Below are 22,607 nucleotides of genomic sequence, written 5' to 3'. Positions count from 1 at the left end.
TCGAGACCGGACCGTCGTGCGTCGAGGTTGGACAGCCCTGGGTCGAGAGCAGTGGGGTGGGCCGGGTGAGCGCCACCCTCGCGCCGAGAGTCGTCGTGGTGAGCCGGCGCAGCGAGCTGGACGAGCTGCTGGCCCACCACGGCACCCGGGCGGCCGCCGGCTACTACCTGCGCCAGCGTGGGCGCGACCTGGCCGAGGTGGTGACCCGGCACGAGGCGCTCCAGGCGGCGCTGACCACCGTCGGAGCGGCCATCCCGGCAGACTGGCGGCGCGGTCAGGCGGATCGGGACGACCTGACCCGGTTCCCGTTCGCGGCCGAGGACATCGTGGTGGCGGTCGGCCAGGACGGGCTGGTCGCCAACGTCGCCAAATACCTCGACGGGCAGCCGGTGATCGGGGTGGACCCGGAGCCGGGACAGAACGCCGGAGTACTCGTCCGGTTCGGGCCGGAGGCGGTCAGCCGGCTGCTGCCCGCCGTGGTCGCCGGGCGGGCTCCGGTCCGCGAGCGGACCATGGTCCGGGCCGCGCTCGACGACGGCCAGGAGCTGATCGGGCTCAACGAGGTCTACGCGGGGCACCCGGGCCACCAGTCCGCGCGGTACCTGCTCTCCACCGCCGACGGCCGACGGGAACGGCAGTCCTCCTCCGGGCTGGTGGTCGGCACCGGGACCGGCGCCACGGGCTGGTGCGCCTCGATCGCCCGGGAACGCACCGCCGCGCCGCCGCTGCCGGCGCCGGACGAACCGGCACTGTGCTGGTTCGTCCGGGAGGCGTGGCCGTCCCCGGCGACCGGCGCGTCGCTGACCGCCGGGCGACTCGGCCCGGACGAGACGCTGGAGATCGTGGCGGAACGGGAGCGGCTGGTGGTCTTCGCCGACGGGCTGGAGACCGACCACCTGACGATGGCCTGGGGGCAGCGGCTGACCGTCGGCCCGGCCACCCGGCGGCTACGCCTGGTCGAGCCGGCGTCCGTGCCGACCGACCCCTCGCGGCACCCGACGCAACGTCGCCGTCGCCGTCGCTGACAGCGTCCCCGGCGGAGTCAGAAGGTCGACTTCGGGGCGCCCTGGCCCGGGCTGACCCGGGTCGGCCCGGCAGCCGAGGGGCGTACGTCGACGTCGAAGATCGCGGTTGGCAGGTAGACCGTCGCGCACGAGTTCGGGATGTCCACCACCGCAGAGAAGCGCCCCTCGATCGGGGCGGCGCCGAGGATCAGGTACGCCTGCTCGGGGCTGTAGCCGAATCGGGTCAGGTAGTCGATCGCGTGCAGGCAGGCGCGCTGGAACGCGAGCTGCGCGTCGAGGTATCGCTGCTCCCCGTCGGTGGTGACCGAGATGCCGGAGAAGGCCAGCCACTGGCTGTACTGCGGAGCCACGATCCCGGGTAGGAAGATCGCGTTCTCCGACACCCCGTACGTGGTCATCCCGCCCTTGATCACGTCCACGTGCAGATCGACGAAGCCGCCCATCTCGATCGCGCCGCAGAAGGTGATTTCACCGTCGCCCTGGGAGAAGTGCAGGTCTCCGACGGAGAGGTTCGCGCCGGGGACGTACACCGGATAGAAGACCCGGGTCCCCTTGGTCATGTTCTTGATGTCCTGGTTGCCGCCGTTCTCCCGGGGCGGCGCGGTCCGGGCCGCCTCTGCCGCGACCCGGTCGAAGTCGCCGCCGGTCAGCGAGCCGAGGATCGCCCCGTCCGGCAGCGGCGGCAGCGACAGCGGCGGTACCCGGTCCGGGTCGGTGGCCCGCAGCGCTCCCTCCCGTTCGTTCCACTTCGCCAGCAGTGCCGCCGACGGCGCGGTACCCATCAGCCCGGGGTGGATCATCCCGGTGAAGGTCACCCCGGGAACGTGCCGGGACGTGGCCTGCTGCCCGCTGAAGTCCCAGATCGCCTTGTACGCGTCCGGGAAGTAGTCGGTCAGGAAGCCGCCGCCGTTCTGCTTCGGGAAGATGCCGGTGTAGCCCCAGCCCTGCCCGGCGAGCGGACCCGAGTCCTCCTGCGGGATCGGCCCCACGTCGAGGATGTCGACCACCAGCAGATCGCCGGGCTCCGCACCACTGACCGAGAAGGGGCCGCTGAGCGCGTGCACGATCGGCAGCGGCGCGTCCCGGACGTCGTCGGCCGAGTCGTCGTTGTGGATCGCGCCGTCGAACCACTCCCGGCAGTGCACCCGGAACGTCTGGCCGGGCCGGACGGTGACGACCGGCGGGATCTCCGGATGCCACCGGTTGTGGCCGAGCAGCTCCTGCTCGGTGAACTTTTTCGTCGAGTCCAGCGGAAACAACAGCTCGGGCATCGCGGCTTCCCTTTCACCCGTCAGGGTCGTGGCAGACGGGCGTGCCCGGGATGGACCGGCCGGGCCGCCGCGCCGCGTCGGCCGGGAACCCGGGTCACCACCTCCGGCGCTTCGGCGCTGCGGCCGGCCCGGTCGAGGGCCGCGACCAGTGGCCGCGGCATGGCGCGCAGCGACGGCGCCGAGAAGATCCGGGCGGCCTCCGCCGCGCAGGTCACGCAGCGGACCCGCGCGGGGGCCTGCCCGATCGGAAACCGGGCCGGGAAGATTCCGTCCCGGGGACACCGGTACTCGTACGTCGCCACGGCTTCAGGATCGTGCCCGCTGCGGCGACTCCGCAGGCTATTGCCACAAGTAGCGCCTTTCGGTGCCGGTCTCCGTCACCTCGGCCGGGACGGCGGGGGATCAGTCGACGACCTCGACGTCCTTCCAGAAGGCGACCCGGTCCCGGACCATCTCGGCGTCCGGCTTCGGCTCCGGGTAGTACCAGACGGCGTCGACACTGCGCCGCCCCTCGTGCTCCAGCGTGTAGTACGACGCGGTGCCCTTCCAGGGGCAGACGGTGTGCGTGTCCGAGTCCCGCACCAGATCGTCGCGCAGGGCCGTACGCGGGAAGTAGTGGTTGCCCTCGACCACGACGGTGTCCGCGCTCTCCGCGATGACCAGGTCGTTCCAGATGGCTTTCGGCATGTCCCCAGACTATGCCGGCCGCCCCGGGGCGGCCGGCGGTGCACCCGGGGCGGGACGGTGCCGGTGCCGCAGCTCGCGCGGGTGGTCCTCGGGGGCCCGGAACTCGCTCCCGGGAGGGAGGTGCCGGCGGGCGCGGCTGGCGATACTGGGGCGATGCGCGCCTGGTGGGACCGGCTGACCGAGTGGGGACGGTCCACGCCGCCGCTGGTCGTGGACGCGCTGGTCGCGGTCGCCTGCTATCTGATCATCATCATCAACGCCTTCACCAAGGACCGTGCCGAATGGTGGGTGTTCGTCCTCGCGGGTCTGAACGCGATCCCGCTGATCTGGCGCCGGCGGTATCCGTTCTGGGTCACTCTGCTGACCGGAATCGGCACGACCTGGCTGGCCCTGGAGCACGCGATCGGCGAGATCCCGGTCGCCCAACTGGTTGCCACCTACACGTTCGCGGCGATCTGCCCGCTGTCCCACCGGGCCGTCCTGCTGCTCGGCACCCTTGTCGGGGTGGGCATCTCGCTACCCAAGGGCGAGCTGCTCTCCTTCGGGCCGGCCGCGATCGCGTTCGTGGTCGCCTACGCGATGGGCACCAGTGCCCGGGCACGCCGGGACCGGATCGCGATGCTGGAGGAGCGGGCCCACCGGCTGACCGAGGAGCAGCACGCCGCCGCCGCCCGGGAGCGGGAGCGGATCGCCCGGGAGGTGCACGACATCCTGGCGCACTCGATGAGCCTGGTGGTGGTGCAGGCCGAGGCCGGTCCGGTGGTGGTCCGATCGGATCCGGGCAAGGCCGAGGAGGTCTTCGACACCATCTCCGACACCGCCCGGGAGGCGCTGGTGCAGCTCCGCCGCGCGCTCGGGGTGCTCCGCTCGGATGGGCCGGCCCGGGCGCCGGTGCCGGACCTGGACGCGGTACGGCCGTTGGTCGAGAGCGCCCGGCGGGCCGGCCTGGTCGCCACCCTGGAGGAGTACGGGCAGCGGCGGCCGGTGCCGGCGGACCTGGGGGTGACGGCGTACCGGATCGTGCAGGAGTCGCTGACCAACACGCTGCGGCACGCGCGGGCCGGCGCGGTGCGGGTCCGGATCGACTGGGCCGACGCCGCGCTCCGGCTGGAGGTGAGCGACGACGGGCGCGGGCCGTCCGGCGACGGCCGGCCGGGCGGGCTCGGGCTGATCGGCATGCGGGAGCGGGTCTCGGCGGTCGGCGGCGCCCTCAGCACCGGACCGGGGTTGGACGGCACGGGGTTCCGCGTCGCGGCGACGCTGCCACTACGGTAGGAACGCACCACCACCGGAGCACTGCCGGCCGACCACCCGTCGCCGGACCACTGCCGGCCGACCACCACCACCCGTCGCCGGACCACTACCGCCGGGCGACCCGTCGGCGGACTACTGCGGCGGACCGCCGCCGGACCGTGGGTGGCAACGGTGACGACGGTGGCGACACGACGGACGGCCCGCGCCGGTGCGGTGCCGGCGGGCCGGCCAGCGCGGGGGAGGGGCAGATGTCCGAGGGATGCACACTGCGGGTGCTCATCGCCGACGACCAGGCACTGGTGCGGGACGGCTTCGGCATGATCCTGGCCGCCCAGCCGGACATCACGGTGGTCGGCGAGGCCGCCGACGGTGCCGAGGCGCTGCACCGGACCCGCGACCTGGGCCCGGACGTGGTGCTGATGGACATCCGGATGCCGAACATGGACGGTATCGCGGCGACCGCCCGGATCTGCGCCGAGACGCCGGCCCGGGTACTGGTGCTGACCACCTTCGACCTCGACGAGTACGTCTACGACGCGCTGCGGGCCGGGGCGAGCGGCTTCCTGCTCAAGGACATGCGCCGGGAGGAGTTGGTCAACGCCGTCCGGGTGGTGGCCGCCGGTGAGGCACTGCTGGCGCCGACGGTGACCCGCCGGCTGATCGCCGACGTGGTGTCCCGGGGCCGGCCGGCCCGACCCGATCCCGCCCCGGACCGGCTGGCGGTGCTCACCACCCGGGAGACGGAGACACTGCGCCAGGTCGCCCGGGGACTCTCCAACGCCGAGATCGCCGCCGCGCTCTTCGTCAGCGAGCACACCGTGAAGACGCACGTCAGCAACCTGCTGGCCAAGCTGGGGCTGCGGGACCGGGTGCAGGCGGTGGTGCTGGCGTACGAGTCGGGTCTGGTGCTGCCCGGCGATCTCGGCGTACCGGGGGAGGCCGGTCCGGTGGCGGCTCGCTCCGCGGAGTGAGGTGACCGGGGGCGACCCACCCGAGCGGCGGACCGGAGATCCACTCCGTACGGCGATCCGGCGCGACCGCCTCCCGGACCACCATCATGGCAGCTCCCGGAGTCGGGAGGTCCACATTGGAGAGTGCCATGTCACGTCTGATCACCGGGTACGTCATCCGGCGACCCGTCGTCGTACTCCTGCTCTGGCTGGCCGTCCTGGTCGGCGGGTTCGGAGTCGGAGTGGGAGTGTTCGACCGCCTGGTCTCCGACGTCGGCGGCGTGCCGGGCAGCGAGTCCGACGTCGCCGAGCAGTGGTTGGCCGACGCCCCGCCCGAGCCGGTCCGGATCACCGCCGTCGTCACCGGCAGACCCGCCACCGATCCGGCCGTGCGGGCCAGCGCCGCCGCCGCGATCGCCGAGGTACGCACCATGCCGGGCATCGCCGAGGTCTCCGACCCGGTGCCGTCCACGACAACCGGGCAGGCGCTGCTGATCTCGGTCACCCTGACTCCCGGGGACGACGAGACCGAGGCGGCCGAGGCGGCGGCGGCCCGGCTGCACCGGATCGAGGCGCCGTCGGTGGTGGTCGGCGGCGGGCCCATCACCGACCAGGAGTTCAACTCGCAGGCCCAGCGGGACGTGGCCCGGGCGGAGGCCCTGAGCATGCCGGCGGTGCTGATACTGCTACTGCTGATCTTCGGTGGCCTGGTCGCGGCCGGGCTGCCGCTGCTGGTGGCGGTGGTCGGCATCGGCGGGACCTTCGGCCTGCTCTACGCCTTCAGCCTGGTCTCCGACGTCTCGGTCTATGCCGTGCAGGTCACCACGATGCTCGCGGTCGGGCTCGCGGTCGACTACGCGCTGCTGATGGTGAGCCGGTTCCGCGAGGAGCGGGTCACCGCACCGGACGTGCCGACCGCGGTCGCCCGGACGGTCGCCACCGCCGGCCGTACCGTGCTGTTCGCCGGGCTGACCGTGGCGGTGGCGCTCACCGGCCTGCTGGTCTTCCCGGACCCGTTCCTCCGCTCGATGGGGCTGGCCGGTGCCGCCGTGGTCGCGGTGGACATGCTGGCGGCGCTCACCCTGCTACCCGCGCTGCTGGTGCTGGTGGGCCGGCGGATCCCGGCGGCGAAGCCGCGTACCCGGGTCGGGGTGTTCGCCCGGGTGGCCGGGCTGGTGCAGCGCCGGCCGGTGCTGACCCTGGTCGCCACGGTCGGGGTGATGGGCACGCTCGCCGTACCGGTGCTGGACCTGCGGCTGTCCACTGGAGACCCCCGGCTGCTGCCGACCAGCACCCAGACCCGGCAGATGTGGGACGCGTTCGGCACGCACTTCCCGGACCGTATCGCCCCGAGCGACATCGTGGTGCTGGCCTCGGTGCCGTCCACCGATCCGGAGTTGGCCCGGTGGCAGGACCGGGTCGCCGCCGTGCCCGGAGTCACCCGGGTCGAGGCGGTACCGGCGGGTCCGGAGCTGACCGTGCTGCGCGCGGCGCCCGCCGCACCGCCGGTGGAGGCGGCGGCCCGGGAGACGGTCACCGCGATCCGTGCGCTGCCCGCGCCCTTCGAGGTGGTGGTCACCGGCAACGCCGCCCGGCTGGTGGATTACCGGCAGATGCTCGCCGACCGGCTGCCCTGGGCGGTCCTGGTGGTCGTGCTCGCCACCCTGGTGCTGCTCTTCGCGCTCACCGGCTCGGTACTGCTGCCGATCAAGGCCGTCCTGACCAACGTGCTCAGCCTCGGCGCCGCGCTCGGGGTGGTGGTCTGGGTGTTCCAGCAGGGCCACCTGGCCGGACTGCTCGGCACGGTACGGCTCGACTCGACCCACCTCACCGTGCCGGTACTGGTCGGCGCGATCGCCTTCGGGCTCTCGGTGGACTACGAGGTCTTCCTGTTGTCCCGGATCCGGGAGCGCTGGCTCGCCGGCGCCGATCCGCAGCGGGCGGTGGCCGAGGGGTTGCAGCGGACCGGTGCGATCGTCACCTCGGCGGCGCTGCTGCTGGTGGTGGTCTTCGCCGGGTTCCTGGTCGGCGGCTTCGCCCCGGTCAAGGCGATCGGGCTCGGCCTGGTGCTGGCGATCGCCCTGGACGCCACCGTGGTCCGGATGCTGCTGGTGCCGGCCACCATGACGCTGCTCGGCCGGTACAACTGGTCGGCTCCGGGGCCGTTGCGCCGGCTGCACGCCCGGATCGAGGTGCGGGAGGCCGAGCCGGCACCGCCGGAGCCCGCCCCGGCCCTGGTCCGGTAGCCGCCCGGGCTCCGGCCCGGCACCGCCTCGCCGTCACCAGGGTCCGATGGCGGCGGGGCGGTGAACGAGGTGCCTCCGACGGGTGAAGGAAACTGCCGTATCGCAAAAGGTTGTCGGCAGATATTGACTTGTGATCGACAAGCAGCCATCCTCGTCGATATTCAAACCCCCGCTCGGTATGGAGGACCCCTTGTTCAGACGTACCGTCAGAATCCTCGCGGCGCTCACCATGGCGGCCGCGGCCACCCTCGTCGCCACCGTGACCACCGCCGGCCCCGCCCAGGCCGACGGCTGCTACACCTGGGGCCGGACCCTCTCCGAGGGAATGTCCGGTGAGGACGTACGGCAGTTGCAGATCCGGGTCGCCGGCTACCCCGGCTTCAACGCGGTACTCGTCATCGACGGTGTCTTCGGGCCGGCCACCCGGGCCGCGGTGGTCCGCTTCCAGCAGGCGTACGGGCTCGGCGCCGACGGCATCGCCGGCCAGCTGACGTTCAACCGGATCTACGCGCTCCAGGACGACGACTGCACCCCGGTCAACTTCACCTACGCCGAGTTGAACAACTGCAACTCGGACTGGTCCGGCGGCGCGGTCCCGGCCGCCACCGCCCGGTTCAACGCCCTGGTGAACATGTGGAAGCTCCAGGCCATGCGGCACGCCCTCGGCGACGAGCGGATCCGGGTCACCAGCGCGTTCCGCAGCCACGCCTGCAACAACGCCGTCGGCGGGTCGCCCAGCAGTCGGCACCTCTACGGCGACGCGGTCGATCTCGGCGTCTCGCCGCACAGCCTGTGCCGGCTCGCCCAGCAGGCCCGCAACCACGGCTGGCGGGAGATCCTCGGCCCCGGCTACCCCGGACACAGCGACCACACCCACGTGGCGCACGACCCGATCCGTACCTGGTCGGCGAGTTCCTGCGGCGTCTCCTGACCGCGCCGCCGCACACCCGTCGGCGGCGGGACGGGGAGCGGCGGTCCAGCGCTGACAGCGGGGCCCTTCCGACCCGGATGGGCCCCGCCCGCGCGCCAGGGATCAGGACAGCGGATCCGACGACGGCGGCTCGGCGTCGTCGGTGCGGTCCGCCGCCGGCAGCCACAGCACGAAGGTGCTGCCCCGGCCGACCGAGGAGAAGAGCGCCACCTGCCCGCCGTGCGACTCGGTGATCTGCCGGACGATCGCCAACCCCAGCCCGGTACGCCGCTCGGATCCGGCCGCCGGATCGGCCCGCCCGCGCCAGAACCGGTCGAACACCCGGGACTGGTCGGCGGTGGCGATCCCCGGTCCCTCGTCGGCGACGCCGACCCAGAGCCAGCCGCCGATCCGGCCCGCAGCCACCGTGACCGTGCCGCCGGCCGGGGAGAGCCGTACCGCGTTGGAGAGCAGGTTGCCGACCGCCCGGCGCAGCGCGTCGTGGTCGCCGATCAGCAGCAGGTCGGGGCTGACGTCGTACGCGATGAAGACCTGGCGGGCGGCGGCGACCGCCGCGAACTCCTCGCCCGCCTCCCGGGCGACCTCGCCGAGCAGCACGTCGGTGTCGGCGAGCGCGTCGGCCCGGCGGCGTGCCGTGGCGAGCAGGTCCTCGACCAGCCGGGACATCCGGTTGGTGGCCCGGTCGATGACCGCGACCGCCCGGACCCGCTCCGCCTCGGTGGCGTCCGGTGCGTCGAGCAGCGAGGCGTCCAGGTTGGCCCGGATGATCGCCAGCGGGCTGCGCAGTTCGTGCGAGGCGTCGTCGATGAGCTGGCGCTGGGTCCGGAACGCCTCCTCCAGCCGGTCCAGCATCGAGTCGATGGTGTCGCCAAGCTCGCGCAGCTCGTCCCGGGCGCCGGCCAGCCGGATCCGCCGGGACAGGTCGGTGGCCTGGATCTCCCGGGTGGTACGCGCGATCGCGCCCACCGGCCGCAGCGCCCGCCCGGAGAGCACCCAGCCGATGCCGAGGCTGGCCACGAAGAGCCCGGCCAGCGCGATCAGCGAGTACTTGCGCAGCGTCTCCAGGGTGCGGAAGTTGACCTCCGACTCGATCTCGTCCACCTCGGCCACCGTCAGCGTCCCGACCGTTCGGCCGTGCTTCACCACGTCCGCCTCGTACTGGTTGGTGATCGGCTTCGGGTTGGTGCTGTATTCCACCGCCAGGTAGGTGACGGCGAGCCCCGCCCCGGCCAGCGCGAAGAGCAGCGTGGAGTAGAGCACCGTGAGCCGGAACCGGATCGACTGCACGAACGGCAGCCAGCGGCGCAACCGCCGGCCCGGCGCGGACATCACACCACCTCCGGCAGCCGGTGTCCCCGGCCCGGACGTCACGCCGTCTCCCGCAACCAGGACCTCCGGCTCGGACATCACGCCGTCTCCCGCAGCCGGTAGCCGCGCCCGACGACGGTCTCGATCGCCTCGCCGCCGAGCTTGCGGCGCAGCGTGCCGACGGTGACCCGGACGGTCTGGGTGAACGGGTCGGCGTTGGCGTCCCAGACGTGCTCCAGCAGTTCCTCCGCCGAGACCACGTGACCGGGGCGGGTCATCAGGTATTCCAGCACCCCGAACTCCTTGCGGGTCAGGTGCAGCCGGGTGCCGTCCCGGCTCGCCTCCTGCCGGGCCACGTCGAGATGGAGCGGGCCGACCCGCAGCACCGCCGACCCGCCGCCGGAGTCCCGGCGCAGCAGCGCGCGTACCCGGGCCAGCAGTTCGGCCAGGGCGAACGGCTTCACCAGGTAGTCGTCGGCGCCCTCGTCCAGCCCGCGTACCCGGTCGTGCAGCGCGCCCCGGGCGGTGAGCATCAGTACCCGCAGGTCGCTGCCGCCCTCGACCGGTACCTCGCCCCGGCGGATCGCGTGGCAGACCGCGAACCCGTCGCCATCGGGCAGGTTCAGGTCGAGCAGCATCAGGTCGTACGCGTTGACCGCCAACCGCTCGTACGCCCCGGCGACGTCGGTGGCGACGTCCACCGCGTACCCCGCGCGGGCCAGGCCGAGCCGCACCGCGTCGGCCAGGTCCTCCTCGTCCTCCACCACCAGTAACCGCATGATCCGACGCTATCCGCCGTTCCTGATGATCCGCTCGGCCGCCCGCTGGGCCCGGTCGATCGGGATCGCGAAGCCGATGCCGATGTTGCCGCTGCCGTCCAGGGTGGCGATCGCGGTGTTGACCCCGACCACCTCGCCCCGGGCGTTCACCAGCGGCCCGCCGGAGTTGCCGGGGTTGATCGAGGCGTCGGTCTGGATCGCGCTCTGCCGGGCGCCGCTGTTGCCGAGCCGCACCTGCCGGTCCAGCGCGCTGACGATGCCGGCGGTGACGGTGCCGGAGAGCCCCAGCGGGGAGCCGACCGCGAGCACCGGTTCGCCGACCCGGACGTCGGTCGCGGCGAGCCGCAGCGGCCGCAACGCCCCGGCCGAGCTGACCCGGAGCACCGCGATGTCGCTGCCCGGATCGCGGCCGACCACCTCGGCGGAAAGCCGCCGGCCGTCCTGGCCGACCAGGCTCACCGTCGTGGCGCCGGCCACCACGTGGCTGTTGGTGATGACGTGCCGCTCGTCGACGGCGAAACCGGATCCGCCGGCCCGGCCGGCCCGCACCGACAGCACCCCCGGCAGCGCGGTGGCGGCGGCCCCGACCAGGTCGTTCGGCACCGCTCCGCCGCTCGGCGCGGGCGCCGGCGACAACGGAGTGGCCGGCGGGGGACCGGCCAACTCCGCCGCCGGTGGCGGCTCGTCCGCCGCCACGTATCCGCCGGCCAGCGCGCCGGAGGCGGCCGAGAGCGCCACCACGGCGAGCCCGGCCAGCAACGTCCGCCGCCACCGCGCCGCGCCGGCCACCGGCTCCCGCTCGGGTACGCCGACCGGGGCGGCCGGCGCCGGCCAGGCGTCCAGCGCCGGGGAGACGAAGCCCGGTCCCCGGGGGCGGCCCAGTCCCGGTGGCGCCGCCGTCAGCTCTGCGTGCTCCATCTCTCCGCCACTCCCTCCACTGTGGAAATACCTGCCCGGTCAGGGGATCCGGGCGAACCAGAACATCGACGCGGCAGCGGCGAGCAGCGCCAGGATCAGGCCGATCCCGATGAACCGGGCGGAGACGTCCTGCCGCTCCACGGTGTAGCCGACCGAGCTGCCGATGTCGGCGTACGCGGCCCGCAACTCGTCGCTGCTGCCCGCCTCGTGGTAGCCGCCACCGGTCCGTTCGGCGACCATCCGCAGCGTCTCGCCGTCCACCGGTACGGTCATCGGCCGGCTGCCCTGCTCGATCACCCCGTCCGAGGTGCCGAACGCGATGGCGTCCACCGGTACCCCGGCACTCGACGCCTCGGCCGCCGCATCCTCCGGGTCGCTGCCGGAGGTGTTGGCGCCGTCGGAGAGCACCACCACCCGGGCCGGCGGCGGATCCTCGGCGGCCTGCCCGTCCAGGGTGGCGATCGTCTCCAGCGCGGTGGCGATCGCGTCCCCGATCGCGGTGCCCTGCTGCCCGGTGCCGCCCTCGGCCAGCCGGTCGATGCCGGCCGCCAGCATCTGCCGGTCCGTCCCGGGTGCGACGAAGACCGACGCGTTGCCGGCGAAGGCGACCAGCCCGACGTTGAACTCCTCGGGCAGCCCGTCGACGAACTCCCGGGCCGCCGCCTTGGCCGAGCTGAGCCGGTCCGGCGGTACGTCGTCGGCGAGCATCGACAGCGACACGTCCACCGCGATCACCACGGTGGCCCGCTCGCGCGGCACGCGTACCTCGTCGGTGGGGCGGGCGAAGCCGACCACCAGCAGCCCCAGCATGGCCAGGAAGAGGCTCGCCGGCACGTGCCGCCGCCAGCCGGGCCGGCTCGGCGCCACCCGGTCCAGCAGGCGCAGGTTGGTGAAGCGGACGGCGTACCGGCTGCGGCGGCGCTGCATCACCAGGTACGCCACGGCCAGCACCACCACCCCGGCCAGCAGCCACAGCCGGCCCGGACTCTCCAGCGTCATCGTTCCTCCTCCTTCACGCCGCGCCGCCGCTCGGACCGCCGGCCGGGCCGGGGGTACGGGCCGCCGCCGCGAGGCGGCGCTGGGCGTACACGTGCCGGACGATGTCGGTCACCCAGTCCCGGTCGGTCCGCAGCGCCAGGTGTGCCGCACCGGCCCGGCGCAGTGCCGCCCGGACCAGTGCGCGCTGCTGACGCGCCGCGTCGGCGTACCGCTCCCGCAGCCGCCGGCTGCCGGTGGAGACCTCGCGGCGCCGCCCGCTCTCCGGATCGACCAACGTGATCAGCCCGACGTCCGGCAGTTCCAGCTCGCGCGGGTCGGTCACCTCGACCGCCAGCACCTGGTGCCGGACGGCGAGCCGGCGCAGCTCGGTCTCCCACTCCGGCCGCTGCGTCTCCCACCCGGGCCGCTCCTCGGCCGGGTCTCGACCCGGCGCGCCATCCGGCAGCCCGTCGAGCCAGTCGGAGACGACCACCACCAGACCTCGGCGCGGCGCCGCCCTGTGCAGCCCGGCCAGCGCCTCCGCCAGCGACGGTGGTCGGGACCCGGCCGGGCCACGCGGCGCGGCCAGCAGCGTGTGCAGCAGGCCGAGCAGGTGCTCCCGACCGGTACGCGCCGGAAAGCGCCGGATCCCGTCCGCGCCGAGCAGGTGCCCGCCGAGCCGGTTGCCGAAGTTGGCCGTCAGGTAGCCGATCGCCGCCGTGGCGGCCACCGCCAGCTCCCGCTTCTCCAACTCGGCGGTGCCGAAGTCCATGCTCGGGGTGGAGTCGACCAGCAGCCAGGTGGTCAGTTCCCGGTCGGCGTCCACCTCCCGGACGTGCGGCACCCCGGTACGCGCGGTCACCGCCCAGTCCATCCGGCGCACCTCGTCCTCGCCGGGCCGGTACTCCCGACTGCCGGTCAGCTCGCTGCCGGCCCCCGGCAGCAGCCCCAGGTGCTGCCCGTGCAGCAGCCCGTCGAGTCGCCGGGTGATCGCCAGTTCCAGCCGGCGCAACCGGCGGTGCGGCGCGAGCTGGTGCACCGTGGCATATCCCTCGTTCATCGCGCGCGTCTCCTGTTCCTCCGGTCAGTCCGGCGCGGCGGGCGGCGGGACCACCGTCGCCCGCCCCGCCCGCCCGGTCGGCGGCGACTCACGCCGCCTGCTGCGTCTGCTCCGCCTGCTGCGGGGCGATCTGCGGCGGCGGTACCGCGGCGACCAGCCGACGCACCACGGACTCCGCCGAGATCCCGTCGGCGACGGCGTCGAAGGACAGCACCAGCCGGTGCGCCAGTACGTCGACCGCCAGTTCGGTCACGTCGGCCGGCAGCACGTACTCCCGGCCCCGCAGCAGGGCCAGTGCCCGGGCGGCGGCGACCAGCCCGAGGGTGGCCCGGGGACTCGCCCCGTACGCGAGCCGCGCCGAGAGGTCGCCCGCGCCGAACCGGTCCGGGTGCCGGGTGGCCACCACCAGCCGCACCACGTACTCCGCGATGGCGTGGTGCACGAACACCCCACGAGCCCGCTCCTGGAGCCCGCGCAGCCGGGCCGGGTCCAGCACGGTGCGCGGCTCCGGCCGGGCGGTGCCCATCCGGTAGAGGATGCCCAGCTCCTCGTCGTCGGTGGGGTAGTCGACGAGGATCTTCAGCAGGAACCGGTCGCGTTGTGCCTCCGGTAGCTGGTAGACCCCCTCCGATTCGATCGGGTTCTGGGTGGCGAGGACCAGGAACGGCTCGGGCACGGGATAGCTCCGCCCGCCGATCGACACCTGCCGTTCGGCCATCGCCTCCAGCAACGCCGACTGCACCTTGGCCGGCGCCCGGTTGATCTCGTCGGCCAGTACCAGGTTCGCCATCACCGGACCCAGCTCCACGTCGAAGCTCTCCGAGGAGGCGCGGTAGATCCGGGTACCGACGATGTCCGACGGCACCAGGTCCGGAGTGAACTGGATCCGGGAGAAGTTCCCGCCTACCGCGACGGCCAGGGTCTGCGCGGCAAGTGTCTTCGCCACCCCCGGTACGCCCTCCAGCAGGCAGTGCCCGTCGGCCAGCAACGCGGTGAAGAGCCGCTCCACCATCTTGTCCTGCCCGACGATCACCCGTTTGACCTCGAACATCGCCTGTTCGAGCGCGATGTGCGGCGCCTCCGGCAGGACGCGTGCCGCCTCCGGCCCGGCTGCGGTGATGCTCATCGGCGGTACCTCACAGGCCGGCTTCGGCGGGCGTGGCCGCGCCGCCGTTCTTCTCGGGGCAGTCCTCGGCCACGTCGGTCGAGGTGCCGAAGACGTTGCCGTTGTTCTCGGTGACGATCCGTACGGTCTTCTCCGAGTCGGACGGCTCGTTCGCGTACGCCGCCGTGGCGATGCCGACGGCCGTGACGGCCGCGGCACCGGCGAGGGTAAGCCCGGCGATCCGCTTGATCCGCATGGTCCCTGTTCCTTCCGTCGAAGATGGTGCTCAGGGCGGGCGCCCGGATCAGGGGAGAGTGGAGAACCGGGCGCCCGATGGAAGCCATGACATCAGGCAGGACCGAAAAGGAGCCGAAGGTCGGTTCGCCCTCGGCGGGCGCCCGCCGAGGAGTGGAGACGGGCCCGCCCCGGATCGCCGTGGGGGAGGGCGGCGACCCGGGGCGGGCCGGTCGGGTGATGAGGCGTCAGTTCTTCCGGGGCAGCCAGCCGAGGAAATGCACGGCCAGCGTGAGGGCGTCGCTGTCCGGCTGGTCGGCCAGGGCGGTCAGCATCGTGCGGGCGAGGTGCAGCCGCAGTCCTTGCCGGTCGTCCCGGTACAGCCGCAGCAGGACGAGTCGGGCCGGCTGGCAGGGCCATTTCGCCCCACAGGCGCGGCAGAGAAAGAGCGGGCGGGTGTGGGTGTGCGGGCGGCGGCGGGCGAAGACCGGCCGGGTCACGGTGTGCCGCCGGACTCGTACCGGCTCATCGCAGCCGGCGTCCCGCCCGGCCGCCCCGGTCCGCCCGGCGGGTCCGGGTCGGGGTCGACGCGCTCGCGCGGCCGATCTCGGGCGAGCCGGTCGGCGAGGTCCGGAACGGGAACCGGCTGTTCGCGGCACGGAGGCGCGGCGGCGGTGGCGGCGGATACGGCCTCGGGACGAGTGCGACGGAGTCCGGGCAGCGCCAGCGAAACCCGCATCGGCAGTACCGCCAGAGCCGCCGCCAGTCCCGGCGATGGCGCGGTTTTGTTCGACCCACCGGAATCATTGTTGCCTCTCTTCTCGGAAATGGAAGCGGAGGCGGTGCCAGGATCCCCTGTTCCCTTCCGGCACCACCCCCGCGGCAGCCCCCGCCCGGCCTTCAGTCACCTTCCCGGAATTGGTTTCGAGCGGGGGCGCTTCCCTTCCACAGTGGCCCGACCGGCCCTATCCTCGGAAGGCATCGCGGCGCATTGTGTCTGGTCACGGCACATCGTGTGCGGTGTGTGGCGCGCCGGTCAGACCTGTGAGGACGGTGTGATTATGGATGATCGAATTCGTTATCTGCTCGACGAGCTGCGACTGACCCGGGACGCGCGCGGAATGACGCAGGAGGATCTGGCCCGCCATATCCCGTGGGCCGCCTCCACCATCGGCATGATCGAAAGCGGCCGTCGCAAACCACCGCCCGGCTTCTGGGTTGCCGTCGACGGTGCCCTACAGACCGGCGGTGCACTCAACCGCCTCGCCACCCGCCTCGGCTCGCCCCAGTGGTTCATCGAGTGGTCGAGCGCCGAGGCGGGCGCCGTGTCGCTGCGGTCGTACGAGTCGCTGGTGGTGCCGGGCCTGCTGCAAACCGAGGCGTACGCCCGGGCGGTGCTGACCGAGGCGGGCTTGACCAACCTGGAGGAGGCGGAACGCCGCCTTGCCACCCGCCTCGCCCGTCAGGCGGTGCTGACCCGGGACGACCCGGTGGATCTTACGGTGGTGCTTGATGAGGGCCTGTTGCACCGCCCCGTCGGCGGGCCGGCGGTGATGCGCGAGCAGATGGACGCACTGGTCGCCGCGTGTGCCCTGCCGCACGTGCGGCTGCACGTCGTTCCCTTGTCGGCCGGCGCGTACGCTGGGCTGAACGGACCTTTCGTGATCGCCACGGCGCCGGACCGGAGCGAGACCGGCTACCTCGACAACCAGTTGGCCGGGCAGGTGGTCGACGGGGCGGACGACTTGGCGGCGTTGCAGCGGGCATGGGAGGCCGTTCGGAGCGAGGCGCTTCCGCAGCAGCAGTCCACCGAGTTGATACAGGAAGTGGCAGAGAAGTGGATCTGACCGGCACTAAGTGGATCAAGAGCACCCGGAGCAGCGGCAACGGCGGCAACTGTGTGGAGGTTGCCCGTAACCTGCCCGGTGTCGTCGGGGTCCGGGACAGCAAGGATCCGGCGGGTCCGGCACTGGTCTTCGGCCCATCGGCTTGGCGCTCCTTCGTCCGGGACATCTCGACCCGCTGACTCCCCACAGCCCGGACGCCCTCGTGCCCGTGCGCCGCGCGGAGCGAGGGCGTTGCCGTGTCCGGCCGCAGGCCCCGACCCTGGTTCCGGGCGGGACATCCCTGAGATTTCTCCGGGTGCCGGTGGCCACCTTCGACAGATGTGCCCGGGTGCTCTCGCCGGACAGCCTGTGGGTATGCGAAATCCTTCTCGACGCTGGTTGCTCGGCGGGCTGGTGGCGCTGCTGGCGGTGCCGGCCGCCGCGCCGGCCGCGTTCGCCCGGTCACCGGCACCCGACCCGACCGGGCGGGCCGCGTCCACACCGCTGCGGCTGAGCCTGCCCGCACCGACCGGACCGCACCCGGTCGGCAGCACCGAACTGCACCTGGTCGACGCTGACCGCCCCGACCCGTGGGTGGACGGCCGGCCCAGAGAACTGATGGTGAGCCTCTGGTATCCAGCGCTGACCGCCCACGGCGGGCAGCCGACGCTCTACCTGTCGCCGCTGGCCGCGCAACGGTTCGCCGAACGCACCGACGCGCAGCTCGGGCTGGCCGCCGGCCAGGTCGACTGGGCCGGGATCGCCACGCACGCCCGGACCGGTGTGCCGGTACGTCCCCGGCACGGCGGCCACCCCGTCGTCGTCTTCTCACCCGGTGGAGGTGTACCGAGGGCACACGGCACGATGCTGGTGACCGAACTGGCCAGCCGGGGATACGTGGTGGTGACGGTGGACCACACCTACGAGACGCCGGAGGTCGAGTTTCCCGGCGGTCGGGTCGAGGTGCAGCAGCTTCCCGACATTGACCCGACCGAACTCAACCACCGGATGCTCGAGACCCGGGTCCGGGACACCCGGTTCGTCCTCGATCGGCTCGCTCTCCTCGCCCGAGGCGGCAACCCGGACGCCGGGCGTCGGCGGCTGCCGCCCGGTCTCGGCGCCGCGCTGGACCTGTCCCGGGTCGGCATGTTCGGCCATTCGGCCGGAGGCTTCACCGCCGCCGAGACGATGCTGGTGGACCGCCGGTTGGACGCCGGGGTGGACATGGACGGCAGCCTGGCGTACAGCTTCTCGGCCGGGGACTTCGGCGACGTCGTACACCAGGGGTTGGACCGGCCGTTCCTGCTGATGGGTGCGGGGCAGAGTTCTGGGGCGCCGCACACCCACCAGCACGCCCGGGACTGGGCGGGCTTCTGGGCGCACTCCACCGGCTGGAAGCTGGACCTCCATGTGGCCGAGGGCGAGCACTTCACCTTCACCGACCACCAGGCGTTGCTGCCGCAGCTCGCCGAGGCGTTTCCGCTGCCGCCGGGTCTGGTCGAGGGCTCGATCGGCTCTGTCGACCCGGGCCGGATCGTCGGGTCGCTGAAGGCGTACCTGAGCGCGTTCCTCGACCGGCATCTGCGGGGTCGGCCGCAACCGTTGCTCCGCGACCCGTCGCCGGAGCACCCCGACGTCACCTTCGTGCGTCCCTGATCTACCGCGCGGGTGCCCGTCACGTCCGGCGGGCATCCGCGGTGGCTGGCGTCGGCACCGGCAGGCCCGCCTCGTAGCCGGCGGCGAAGGCTTCCAGCGCGGCGTCGGTGCCGGCCCGGTCGCCGGTGGCGAGCAGGTCGAGCAGCAGTCCCCGGACCACCGCCAGGCCGAGCCGGGCGTGCGTGCGGGCCACCTCAGCCGGTACGCCCCGCCGGGCGGCCAGCTCGACGTTGAGGTCCAGCCAACTGTCCACGACCCCCTCCAGCAGGGCCGTGGTGCCCGGATAGCCCTGCACCGCCTGGCCGTACAGCTCGAAGAAGAGCCGCTCGTACGGCCACAGCGCCGGGTCGGCCAGCCGCCGCCACATGCTCCGGATGGCGTCGGCCGGTGAGTCGGCCGGGTCGAACTCCAAACTGGCCAGCTTGGCCCGCTGCCGGCTCTCGACTTCTCGGACCACCTCGACGAGCAGTCCCTCCTTGGAACCGAAGTGGTAGATCAGCATCCGGTGGCTGGTGCCGAGGTCCGCCGCCAACCGGCGCAGGCTCAACGCGCTGACGCCCTGCTCGGCCATCCGGTCCACGACGCGGGACAGCAGTTCCCCTCGGACTTCACCAGACATGTACCGTACGGTACATGTACCACCTGGTACATGCAGCGGAGGAGGATGCGACGTGGCGCGGAAAGAGATCGACGTACGGGTGCACACCACGGCCAGCCCGGCGGTGGTCTACGCGTTGCTCATCGACGGAGCCGGTTGGCCCGGCTGGTCACCACTGGGCTCCTTCGAGCTGGAGCGCCCCGGCGCGGACGAGCCGGAGGGCGTCGGCGCGATCCGGGTCTTCCGGACCGGCCGGGTGACCAGCCGGGAACGGGTGGTCGAGCGGGTGCCGGACCGTCGGTTCAGTTACGAACTCCTCTCCGGGTTGCCGCTGCGCGACTACCGGGCCGACGTCGACCTCACGCCGGAGCGCGGTGGCACCTCGATCCGCTGGCACTCCACCTTCACCGCCAAGGTGCCCGGCACCGGCTGGCTCTACCGGCGGGCACTGGGCCGGTTCATCGGCCGGGTCGCTGCGGGCCTCGCCGCGCACGCTGCCACCACGGCCGCCCGCCCGAGCTGATGCCGCGCCCGCGCCCGCCGGCCCCCACAGCCGCCGGCCGGAGCAGGGCCGCGCCGGTAGCCGGTAGCCGGGCGCGGGTCAGCGCAGGGTCCGCTGGACCGGTATCCCGGGGAACAGCTCGGCCACCCGACTCGCCGCCGGCTCGTTGTCGATCTGCCGGAACAGCGCGTACGCGGCGGACCAGGCCGACGCGGCGGCAGGGTTGTCGTCGACACTGGCGTACGCGTGCCCGAGTACGGTCAGCGTCCGTGCCCGGATGAAGTGGAACCGCGCCTCCCCGAGCAGTTGGAGCACCCGGCGCAGCAACGCCACCGCCCGGCGCGGCCGGCCGTCGATCAGCTCCAGTTCGCCGAGCCCGATCAACGAGATCGCCTCGCCGAACGCCAGCCCGTCGGCCTGACTGCGGGCCAGCGCCACCGCCAGGGTGTGCCGGGCGGACCGGTGACCGATGACGGCGTAGAGCTGACCCAGCCGGGCCAGCGCGTACGTCTCCTGCACCTCGTCGCCGGTCTCCCGGGCGACCGCCACCGCCTGCCGCAGGTACGCCTGCCCCGGCTCGGGCCGGTCCAGGTCCCCGTAGGTCAGGCCGAGCAGGGTCAGCGCGGTGCTCTCGTCGCGGCTGGCCCCCATCCGGCGGGCGAGGTCCAGGTAGCGGTGACCGAGGTCCCGGGCGACGTCGTCGCGCCCCTGCTCCCGGCTGATGATGGCGCGCTGTGCCAGCGCGTGGCACTCGCCGAGCTGGTAACCGGCGGCGGTCGAGATCGACAGCGCCTCGGCGAGCAGCGGCGCCGCCTCGCCGTGCCGGCCGGTGACCCGGTATACGTCGGCGCAGAGCCAGAGCGCGTCCGCCACCCCGCGCGGCTCGTCGACCAGCCGGAAGATCCGCAACGCCGCCTCGGCCGCGTCGAGCTTGTCCCGCAGTTCGGCGCCGGGCCGCGAGGTCCACAGGTCGGCGAGGTTGCGCAGCAGCACCGCCTCGCCGAGCCGTTCTCCCGCCCGTCGGCAGGCCCGCAGCGCCGCCTGGTGTAGCTGCCGCGCCTCGTCGTGCATGCCGCGCAACTCGTAGCAGGGCTGTGTCGTCGCGGCGAGGTTCCAGGCCAGCTCGGCCAGGTCGAGCCCGGCCGCCTGCCGGATCGAGGCGACCAGCGCCGGACGCTCACGGTCGAACCAGCCGACCGGGTCCTCCACCGGTGCCGCCGGGCCGGCCGGCGGCCAGCGGCGGGCCGGGCCGGAGATCCGGGCCAGTGTCCGGGCCGGCAGCCACTCGTCCGCCGCCTCCGCCCGGCTCAGCCAGGCGCCGAACGCCCGCTCCAGCGCGGCTCGCCGGACCTCGTCGGACTCCTCGGCGGCGGCCCGCTCCCGGGCGAAGAGCCGGACGAGGTCGTGCATCCCGTACCGGGGCTCGCCGCCGGCCGGGTCGAGCAGCTCCAGCAGGCAGGCGTCGACCAGCGACTCCAGCAGGCTCTCCGCCTGGGCCAGCGGCACGTCGAGCATCGCGGCACCGGTCCAGGCCGGCACGTCGGGCGCGTCGAGCAGGCTCAGCAGCCGGAGCATCCGGCGGGCCGGTTCGGCCAGCGCCCGGTAGCTGAGCCCGAGACTCGCCCGTACCTCCAGATCGTCCGTGGCGAGTTCGTCGAGCCGGCCGAGTTCGTCACGGAGCCGCTCGGCGAGCTGCCCGAGCCGCCAGTGCGGCCGGGCCGCGAGCCGGGCGGCGGCGATGCGCACCGCCAGCGGCAGGTACCCGCAGAGCCGGACGATCTCCGCGACCGCCGCGGGTTCGGTCCCGGCCCGGTCCGACCCGACGATCCGCTCCAGCAACCGGATCGCCTCGTCCGGCGCGAAGGTCGCCAGCCCCAGGTGGGCGGCGCCCTCCAGCCCGGTCAGCCGGGCCCGGCTGGTGACGATGACCGCGCCCGGGGCGCCACCGGGCAGCAGCGACCGGACCTGCGCGGCGGACCGGGCGTCGTCGAGTACGACCAGCAGCCGCCGCTCGTGCACCGCGTCCCGGAACTGGCCGGCGCGTTCCTCCAGGCTGTCGCTGTGCAGGCTGTCGGGGATGCCGAGTACCCGCAGGAAGCGCCCGAGTACCGCGAACGCGTCGGCCGCGTCCGGCCAGCTACCCCGCAGGTCCGCGTAGAGCTGCCCGTCCGGGTACTCCCGACGCAGGCGGTGCGCCACGTACCAGGCCAGGCTGGACTTGCCGACGCCGGCCGGACCGGAGAGCGCGACGACCCGCAGCCGGTCGGCCGGACCGGTGAGGCCGCGCTCCACCCAGCCGACGGCGTCGTCGCGACCGGTGAAGTCGGCGACCGTCGGCGGCAGTTGGTGCGGGCGGGGCGGGCTCGACACCGGCGGGGCGGCCTCGATGCCGTCGCCGGACGGGCTGGCCAGCTCCGGGTCGGTGTGCAGCATCCGCAGATGCAGCCGGCGCAGCTCCGGGCCGGGGTCGACGCCCAGGGTGTCGGCCAGCCGGTGCCGGAGCCGGCTGTAGTGCTCCAGGGCGTCTGCCTGCCGTCCGCTGCGGTACAGCGCGAGCATGAGCTGCCCGGCGAGGCGCTCGTCCAGCGGATGCTCACCGGCCCGCCGGGTCAGCTCCGGCAGCAGCTCCGCGTGCCGGCCCTGGCGCAGGGCGATGTCGCAGCGGTCGAGTTCGGCCGCGAACCGCTCCTGCCCCAGCGCCGTACGCAGGGCGCTGAGCCATGGCGTCTCCAGATGCGCGAACGCCTCGCCCCGCCACAGCCCGAGCGCCTCGTCGAACAGCCCGAGCGCCCGGGCGTCGTCCGGGGTGCTCCGGGCCTGCCGGACCAGCCCCCGGAACCGGTGCAGGTCGACGGCGTCCGGCTCGACGGTCAACTGGTAGCCGGCCGATCGGCGCAGCACCGTGACGTCTCCGGCGGGGGAGAGGCAGCCGCGCAGCCGGGAGAGATAGCTGTAGAGCGTTTCCCGGGCCCGTTGCGGGCGGCGGTCGCCCCAGACCCGGTCCAGCAGTTGGTCGACGGAGACCACTCCGTTCGCCTCGACCAGGAGCGCGACCAGGACGCAGCGCTGTCGTGCCGGGCCCACCTCGATCCGGTGCCCGTCGACGCGGACGTCGATGTCGCCGAGCAGCCGAAACTCCAGCACCGTCCGCGAACCTCCGCCTGGTCGGGGCAACCCTGCCCGGTGGTCGGGTTGGACGACCGGTTCAAGGATCACACAGCGGCCGTCCGTGGCGAATTCGACGCCCGGGCTGTCCCACATCGCAGGGGAGCCGACGGC

22 protein-coding genes are annotated in these 22,607 nt (G+C 73.5%); 9 read left to right on the top strand and 13 right to left on the bottom strand.

Annotated elements, in window-relative coordinates; translation table 11 throughout:
• The first annotated feature begins 65 nt into the window (after positions 1-65).
• Positions 66-1,025, top strand: a complete 960-nt coding sequence (locus tag ACSMXO_RS23945) for a hypothetical protein (RefSeq protein ID WP_455413849.1) — start codon at positions 66-68, stop codon at positions 1,023-1,025.
• 17 nt (positions 1,026-1,042) lie between these two features.
• Here the strand turns inward: ACSMXO_RS23945 and fmdA are convergent, their stop codons facing one another.
• The 3 genes from fmdA to ACSMXO_RS23930 form a co-directional block, all read right to left on the bottom strand.
• Complete coding sequence (fmdA, locus tag ACSMXO_RS23940; protein ID WP_346256378.1) at positions 1,043-2,296, bottom strand: formamidase; 1,254 nt, start codon at positions 2,294-2,296, stop codon at positions 1,043-1,045.
• A 20-nt stretch (positions 2,297-2,316) separates the two neighbouring features.
• Positions 2,317-2,598: an FmdB family zinc ribbon protein gene (locus tag ACSMXO_RS23935; protein ID WP_346256379.1), complete on the bottom strand. Its 282-nt coding sequence runs from the start codon at positions 2,596-2,598 to the stop codon at positions 2,317-2,319.
• Between the two features lie 100 nt (positions 2,599-2,698).
• Complete coding sequence (locus ACSMXO_RS23930; RefSeq protein ID WP_346256380.1) at positions 2,699-2,983, bottom strand: DUF427 domain-containing protein; 285 nt, start codon at positions 2,981-2,983, stop codon at positions 2,699-2,701.
• A 153-nt stretch (positions 2,984-3,136) separates the two neighbouring features.
• Between ACSMXO_RS23930 and ACSMXO_RS23925 the strand changes: the two genes are divergently transcribed.
• The 4 genes from ACSMXO_RS23925 to ACSMXO_RS23910 all read left to right on the top strand — a co-directional run bounded on the left by ACSMXO_RS23925 (position 3,137) and on the right by ACSMXO_RS23910 (position 8,364).
• Positions 3,137-4,258: a sensor histidine kinase gene (locus ACSMXO_RS23925; protein WP_346256381.1), complete on the top strand. Its 1,122-nt coding sequence runs from the start codon at positions 3,137-3,139 to the stop codon at positions 4,256-4,258.
• 227 nt (positions 4,259-4,485) lie between these two features.
• Positions 4,486-5,208 carry a response regulator gene (locus ACSMXO_RS23920; protein ID WP_455413848.1) on the top strand — a complete coding sequence of 241 codons (723 nt, stop codon included), beginning with the start codon at positions 4,486-4,488 and terminating at the stop codon, positions 5,206-5,208.
• Positions 5,209-5,336: 128 nt separating this feature from the next.
• Entirely contained in the window at positions 5,337-7,433 is a 2,097-nt protein-coding gene (locus ACSMXO_RS23915) for an MMPL family transporter (protein WP_455413847.1), read from the top strand.
• 190 nt (positions 7,434-7,623) lie between these two features.
• Positions 7,624-8,364 carry a D-Ala-D-Ala carboxypeptidase family metallohydrolase gene (locus ACSMXO_RS23910; RefSeq protein WP_455413846.1) on the top strand — a complete coding sequence of 247 codons (741 nt, stop codon included), beginning with the start codon at positions 7,624-7,626 and terminating at the stop codon, positions 8,362-8,364.
• 102 nt (positions 8,365-8,466) lie between these two features.
• Here the strand turns inward: ACSMXO_RS23910 and ACSMXO_RS23905 are convergent, their stop codons facing one another.
• The 8 genes from ACSMXO_RS23905 to ACSMXO_RS23870 form a co-directional block, all read right to left on the bottom strand.
• The gene (locus tag ACSMXO_RS23905; RefSeq protein ID WP_455413845.1) at positions 8,467-9,693 is read right to left on the bottom strand and encodes a sensor histidine kinase; all 1,227 of its coding nucleotides are present in this window, start codon (positions 9,691-9,693) and stop codon (positions 8,467-8,469) included.
• A gap of 77 nt (positions 9,694-9,770) precedes the next feature.
• A complete protein-coding gene (locus ACSMXO_RS23900; RefSeq protein WP_455413844.1) occupies positions 9,771-10,451 on the bottom strand; it encodes a response regulator transcription factor in 681 nt (226 codons plus the stop codon).
• A 9-nt stretch (positions 10,452-10,460) separates the two neighbouring features.
• On the bottom strand, positions 10,461-11,369 hold the full coding sequence (locus ACSMXO_RS23895; protein WP_455413843.1) for a S1C family serine protease: 909 nt from the start codon (positions 11,367-11,369) through the stop codon (positions 10,461-10,463).
• A 39-nt stretch (positions 11,370-11,408) separates the two neighbouring features.
• A complete protein-coding gene (locus tag ACSMXO_RS23890; protein WP_455413842.1) occupies positions 11,409-12,368 on the bottom strand; it encodes a VWA domain-containing protein in 960 nt (319 codons plus the stop codon).
• Between the two features lie 13 nt (positions 12,369-12,381).
• Positions 12,382-13,407 (bottom strand): DUF58 domain-containing protein, encoded by a 1,026-nt coding sequence (locus ACSMXO_RS23885; RefSeq protein ID WP_455413841.1) that lies wholly within the window; start codon positions 13,405-13,407, stop codon positions 12,382-12,384.
• Positions 13,408-13,495: 88 nt separating this feature from the next.
• The gene (locus tag ACSMXO_RS23880; RefSeq protein WP_455413840.1) at positions 13,496-14,533 is read right to left on the bottom strand and encodes an AAA family ATPase; all 1,038 of its coding nucleotides are present in this window, start codon (positions 14,531-14,533) and stop codon (positions 13,496-13,498) included.
• Between the two features lie 10 nt (positions 14,534-14,543).
• Positions 14,544-14,768 (bottom strand): hypothetical protein, encoded by a 225-nt coding sequence (locus ACSMXO_RS23875; protein ID WP_455413839.1) that lies wholly within the window; start codon positions 14,766-14,768, stop codon positions 14,544-14,546.
• Between the two features lie 226 nt (positions 14,769-14,994).
• The gene (locus tag ACSMXO_RS23870) at positions 14,995-15,246 is read right to left on the bottom strand and encodes a flavin reductase (protein ID WP_455413838.1); all 252 of its coding nucleotides are present in this window, start codon (positions 15,244-15,246) and stop codon (positions 14,995-14,997) included.
• Positions 15,247-15,768: 522 nt separating this feature from the next.
• On the opposite strand from ACSMXO_RS23870, the gene ACSMXO_RS23865 reads away from it, so the two are divergent.
• The 3 genes from ACSMXO_RS23865 to ACSMXO_RS23855 all read left to right on the top strand — a co-directional run bounded on the left by ACSMXO_RS23865 (position 15,769) and on the right by ACSMXO_RS23855 (position 18,228).
• Positions 15,769-16,593, top strand: coding sequence for a helix-turn-helix domain-containing protein (locus tag ACSMXO_RS23865; protein ID WP_455413837.1), 825 nt, complete (start codon positions 15,769-15,771; stop codon positions 16,591-16,593).
• Complete coding sequence (locus tag ACSMXO_RS23860; RefSeq protein ID WP_455413836.1) at positions 16,584-16,772, top strand: DUF397 domain-containing protein; 189 nt, start codon at positions 16,584-16,586, stop codon at positions 16,770-16,772. Before ACSMXO_RS23865 ends, ACSMXO_RS23860 begins: the two co-directional genes overlap by 10 nt.
• A 175-nt stretch (positions 16,773-16,947) precedes the next feature.
• Positions 16,948-18,228: an alpha/beta hydrolase family protein gene (locus ACSMXO_RS23855; RefSeq protein ID WP_455413835.1), complete on the top strand. Its 1,281-nt coding sequence runs from the start codon at positions 16,948-16,950 to the stop codon at positions 18,226-18,228.
• A 19-nt stretch (positions 18,229-18,247) separates the two neighbouring features.
• Here the strand turns inward: ACSMXO_RS23855 and ACSMXO_RS23850 are convergent, their stop codons facing one another.
• Entirely contained in the window at positions 18,248-18,847 is a 600-nt protein-coding gene (locus ACSMXO_RS23850) for a TetR/AcrR family transcriptional regulator (RefSeq protein WP_455413834.1), read from the bottom strand.
• A gap of 52 nt (positions 18,848-18,899) precedes the next feature.
• On the opposite strand from ACSMXO_RS23850, the gene ACSMXO_RS23845 reads away from it, so the two are divergent.
• Positions 18,900-19,349 carry an SRPBCC family protein gene (locus ACSMXO_RS23845; RefSeq protein WP_346256396.1) on the top strand — a complete coding sequence of 150 codons (450 nt, stop codon included), beginning with the start codon at positions 18,900-18,902 and terminating at the stop codon, positions 19,347-19,349.
• Positions 19,350-19,427: 78 nt separating this feature from the next.
• Here the strand turns inward: ACSMXO_RS23845 and ACSMXO_RS23840 are convergent, their stop codons facing one another.
• Positions 19,428-22,472 (bottom strand): BTAD domain-containing putative transcriptional regulator, encoded by a 3,045-nt coding sequence (locus ACSMXO_RS23840; protein WP_455413833.1) that lies wholly within the window; start codon positions 22,470-22,472, stop codon positions 19,428-19,430.
• Positions 22,473-22,607: the final 135 nt, after the last annotated feature.

The organism is Plantactinospora sp. DSM 117369 (assembly GCF_053764795.1).
Note: the sequence above shows the minus strand (reverse complement) of the source record. Positions and strands in the feature narration are given on the sequence as shown.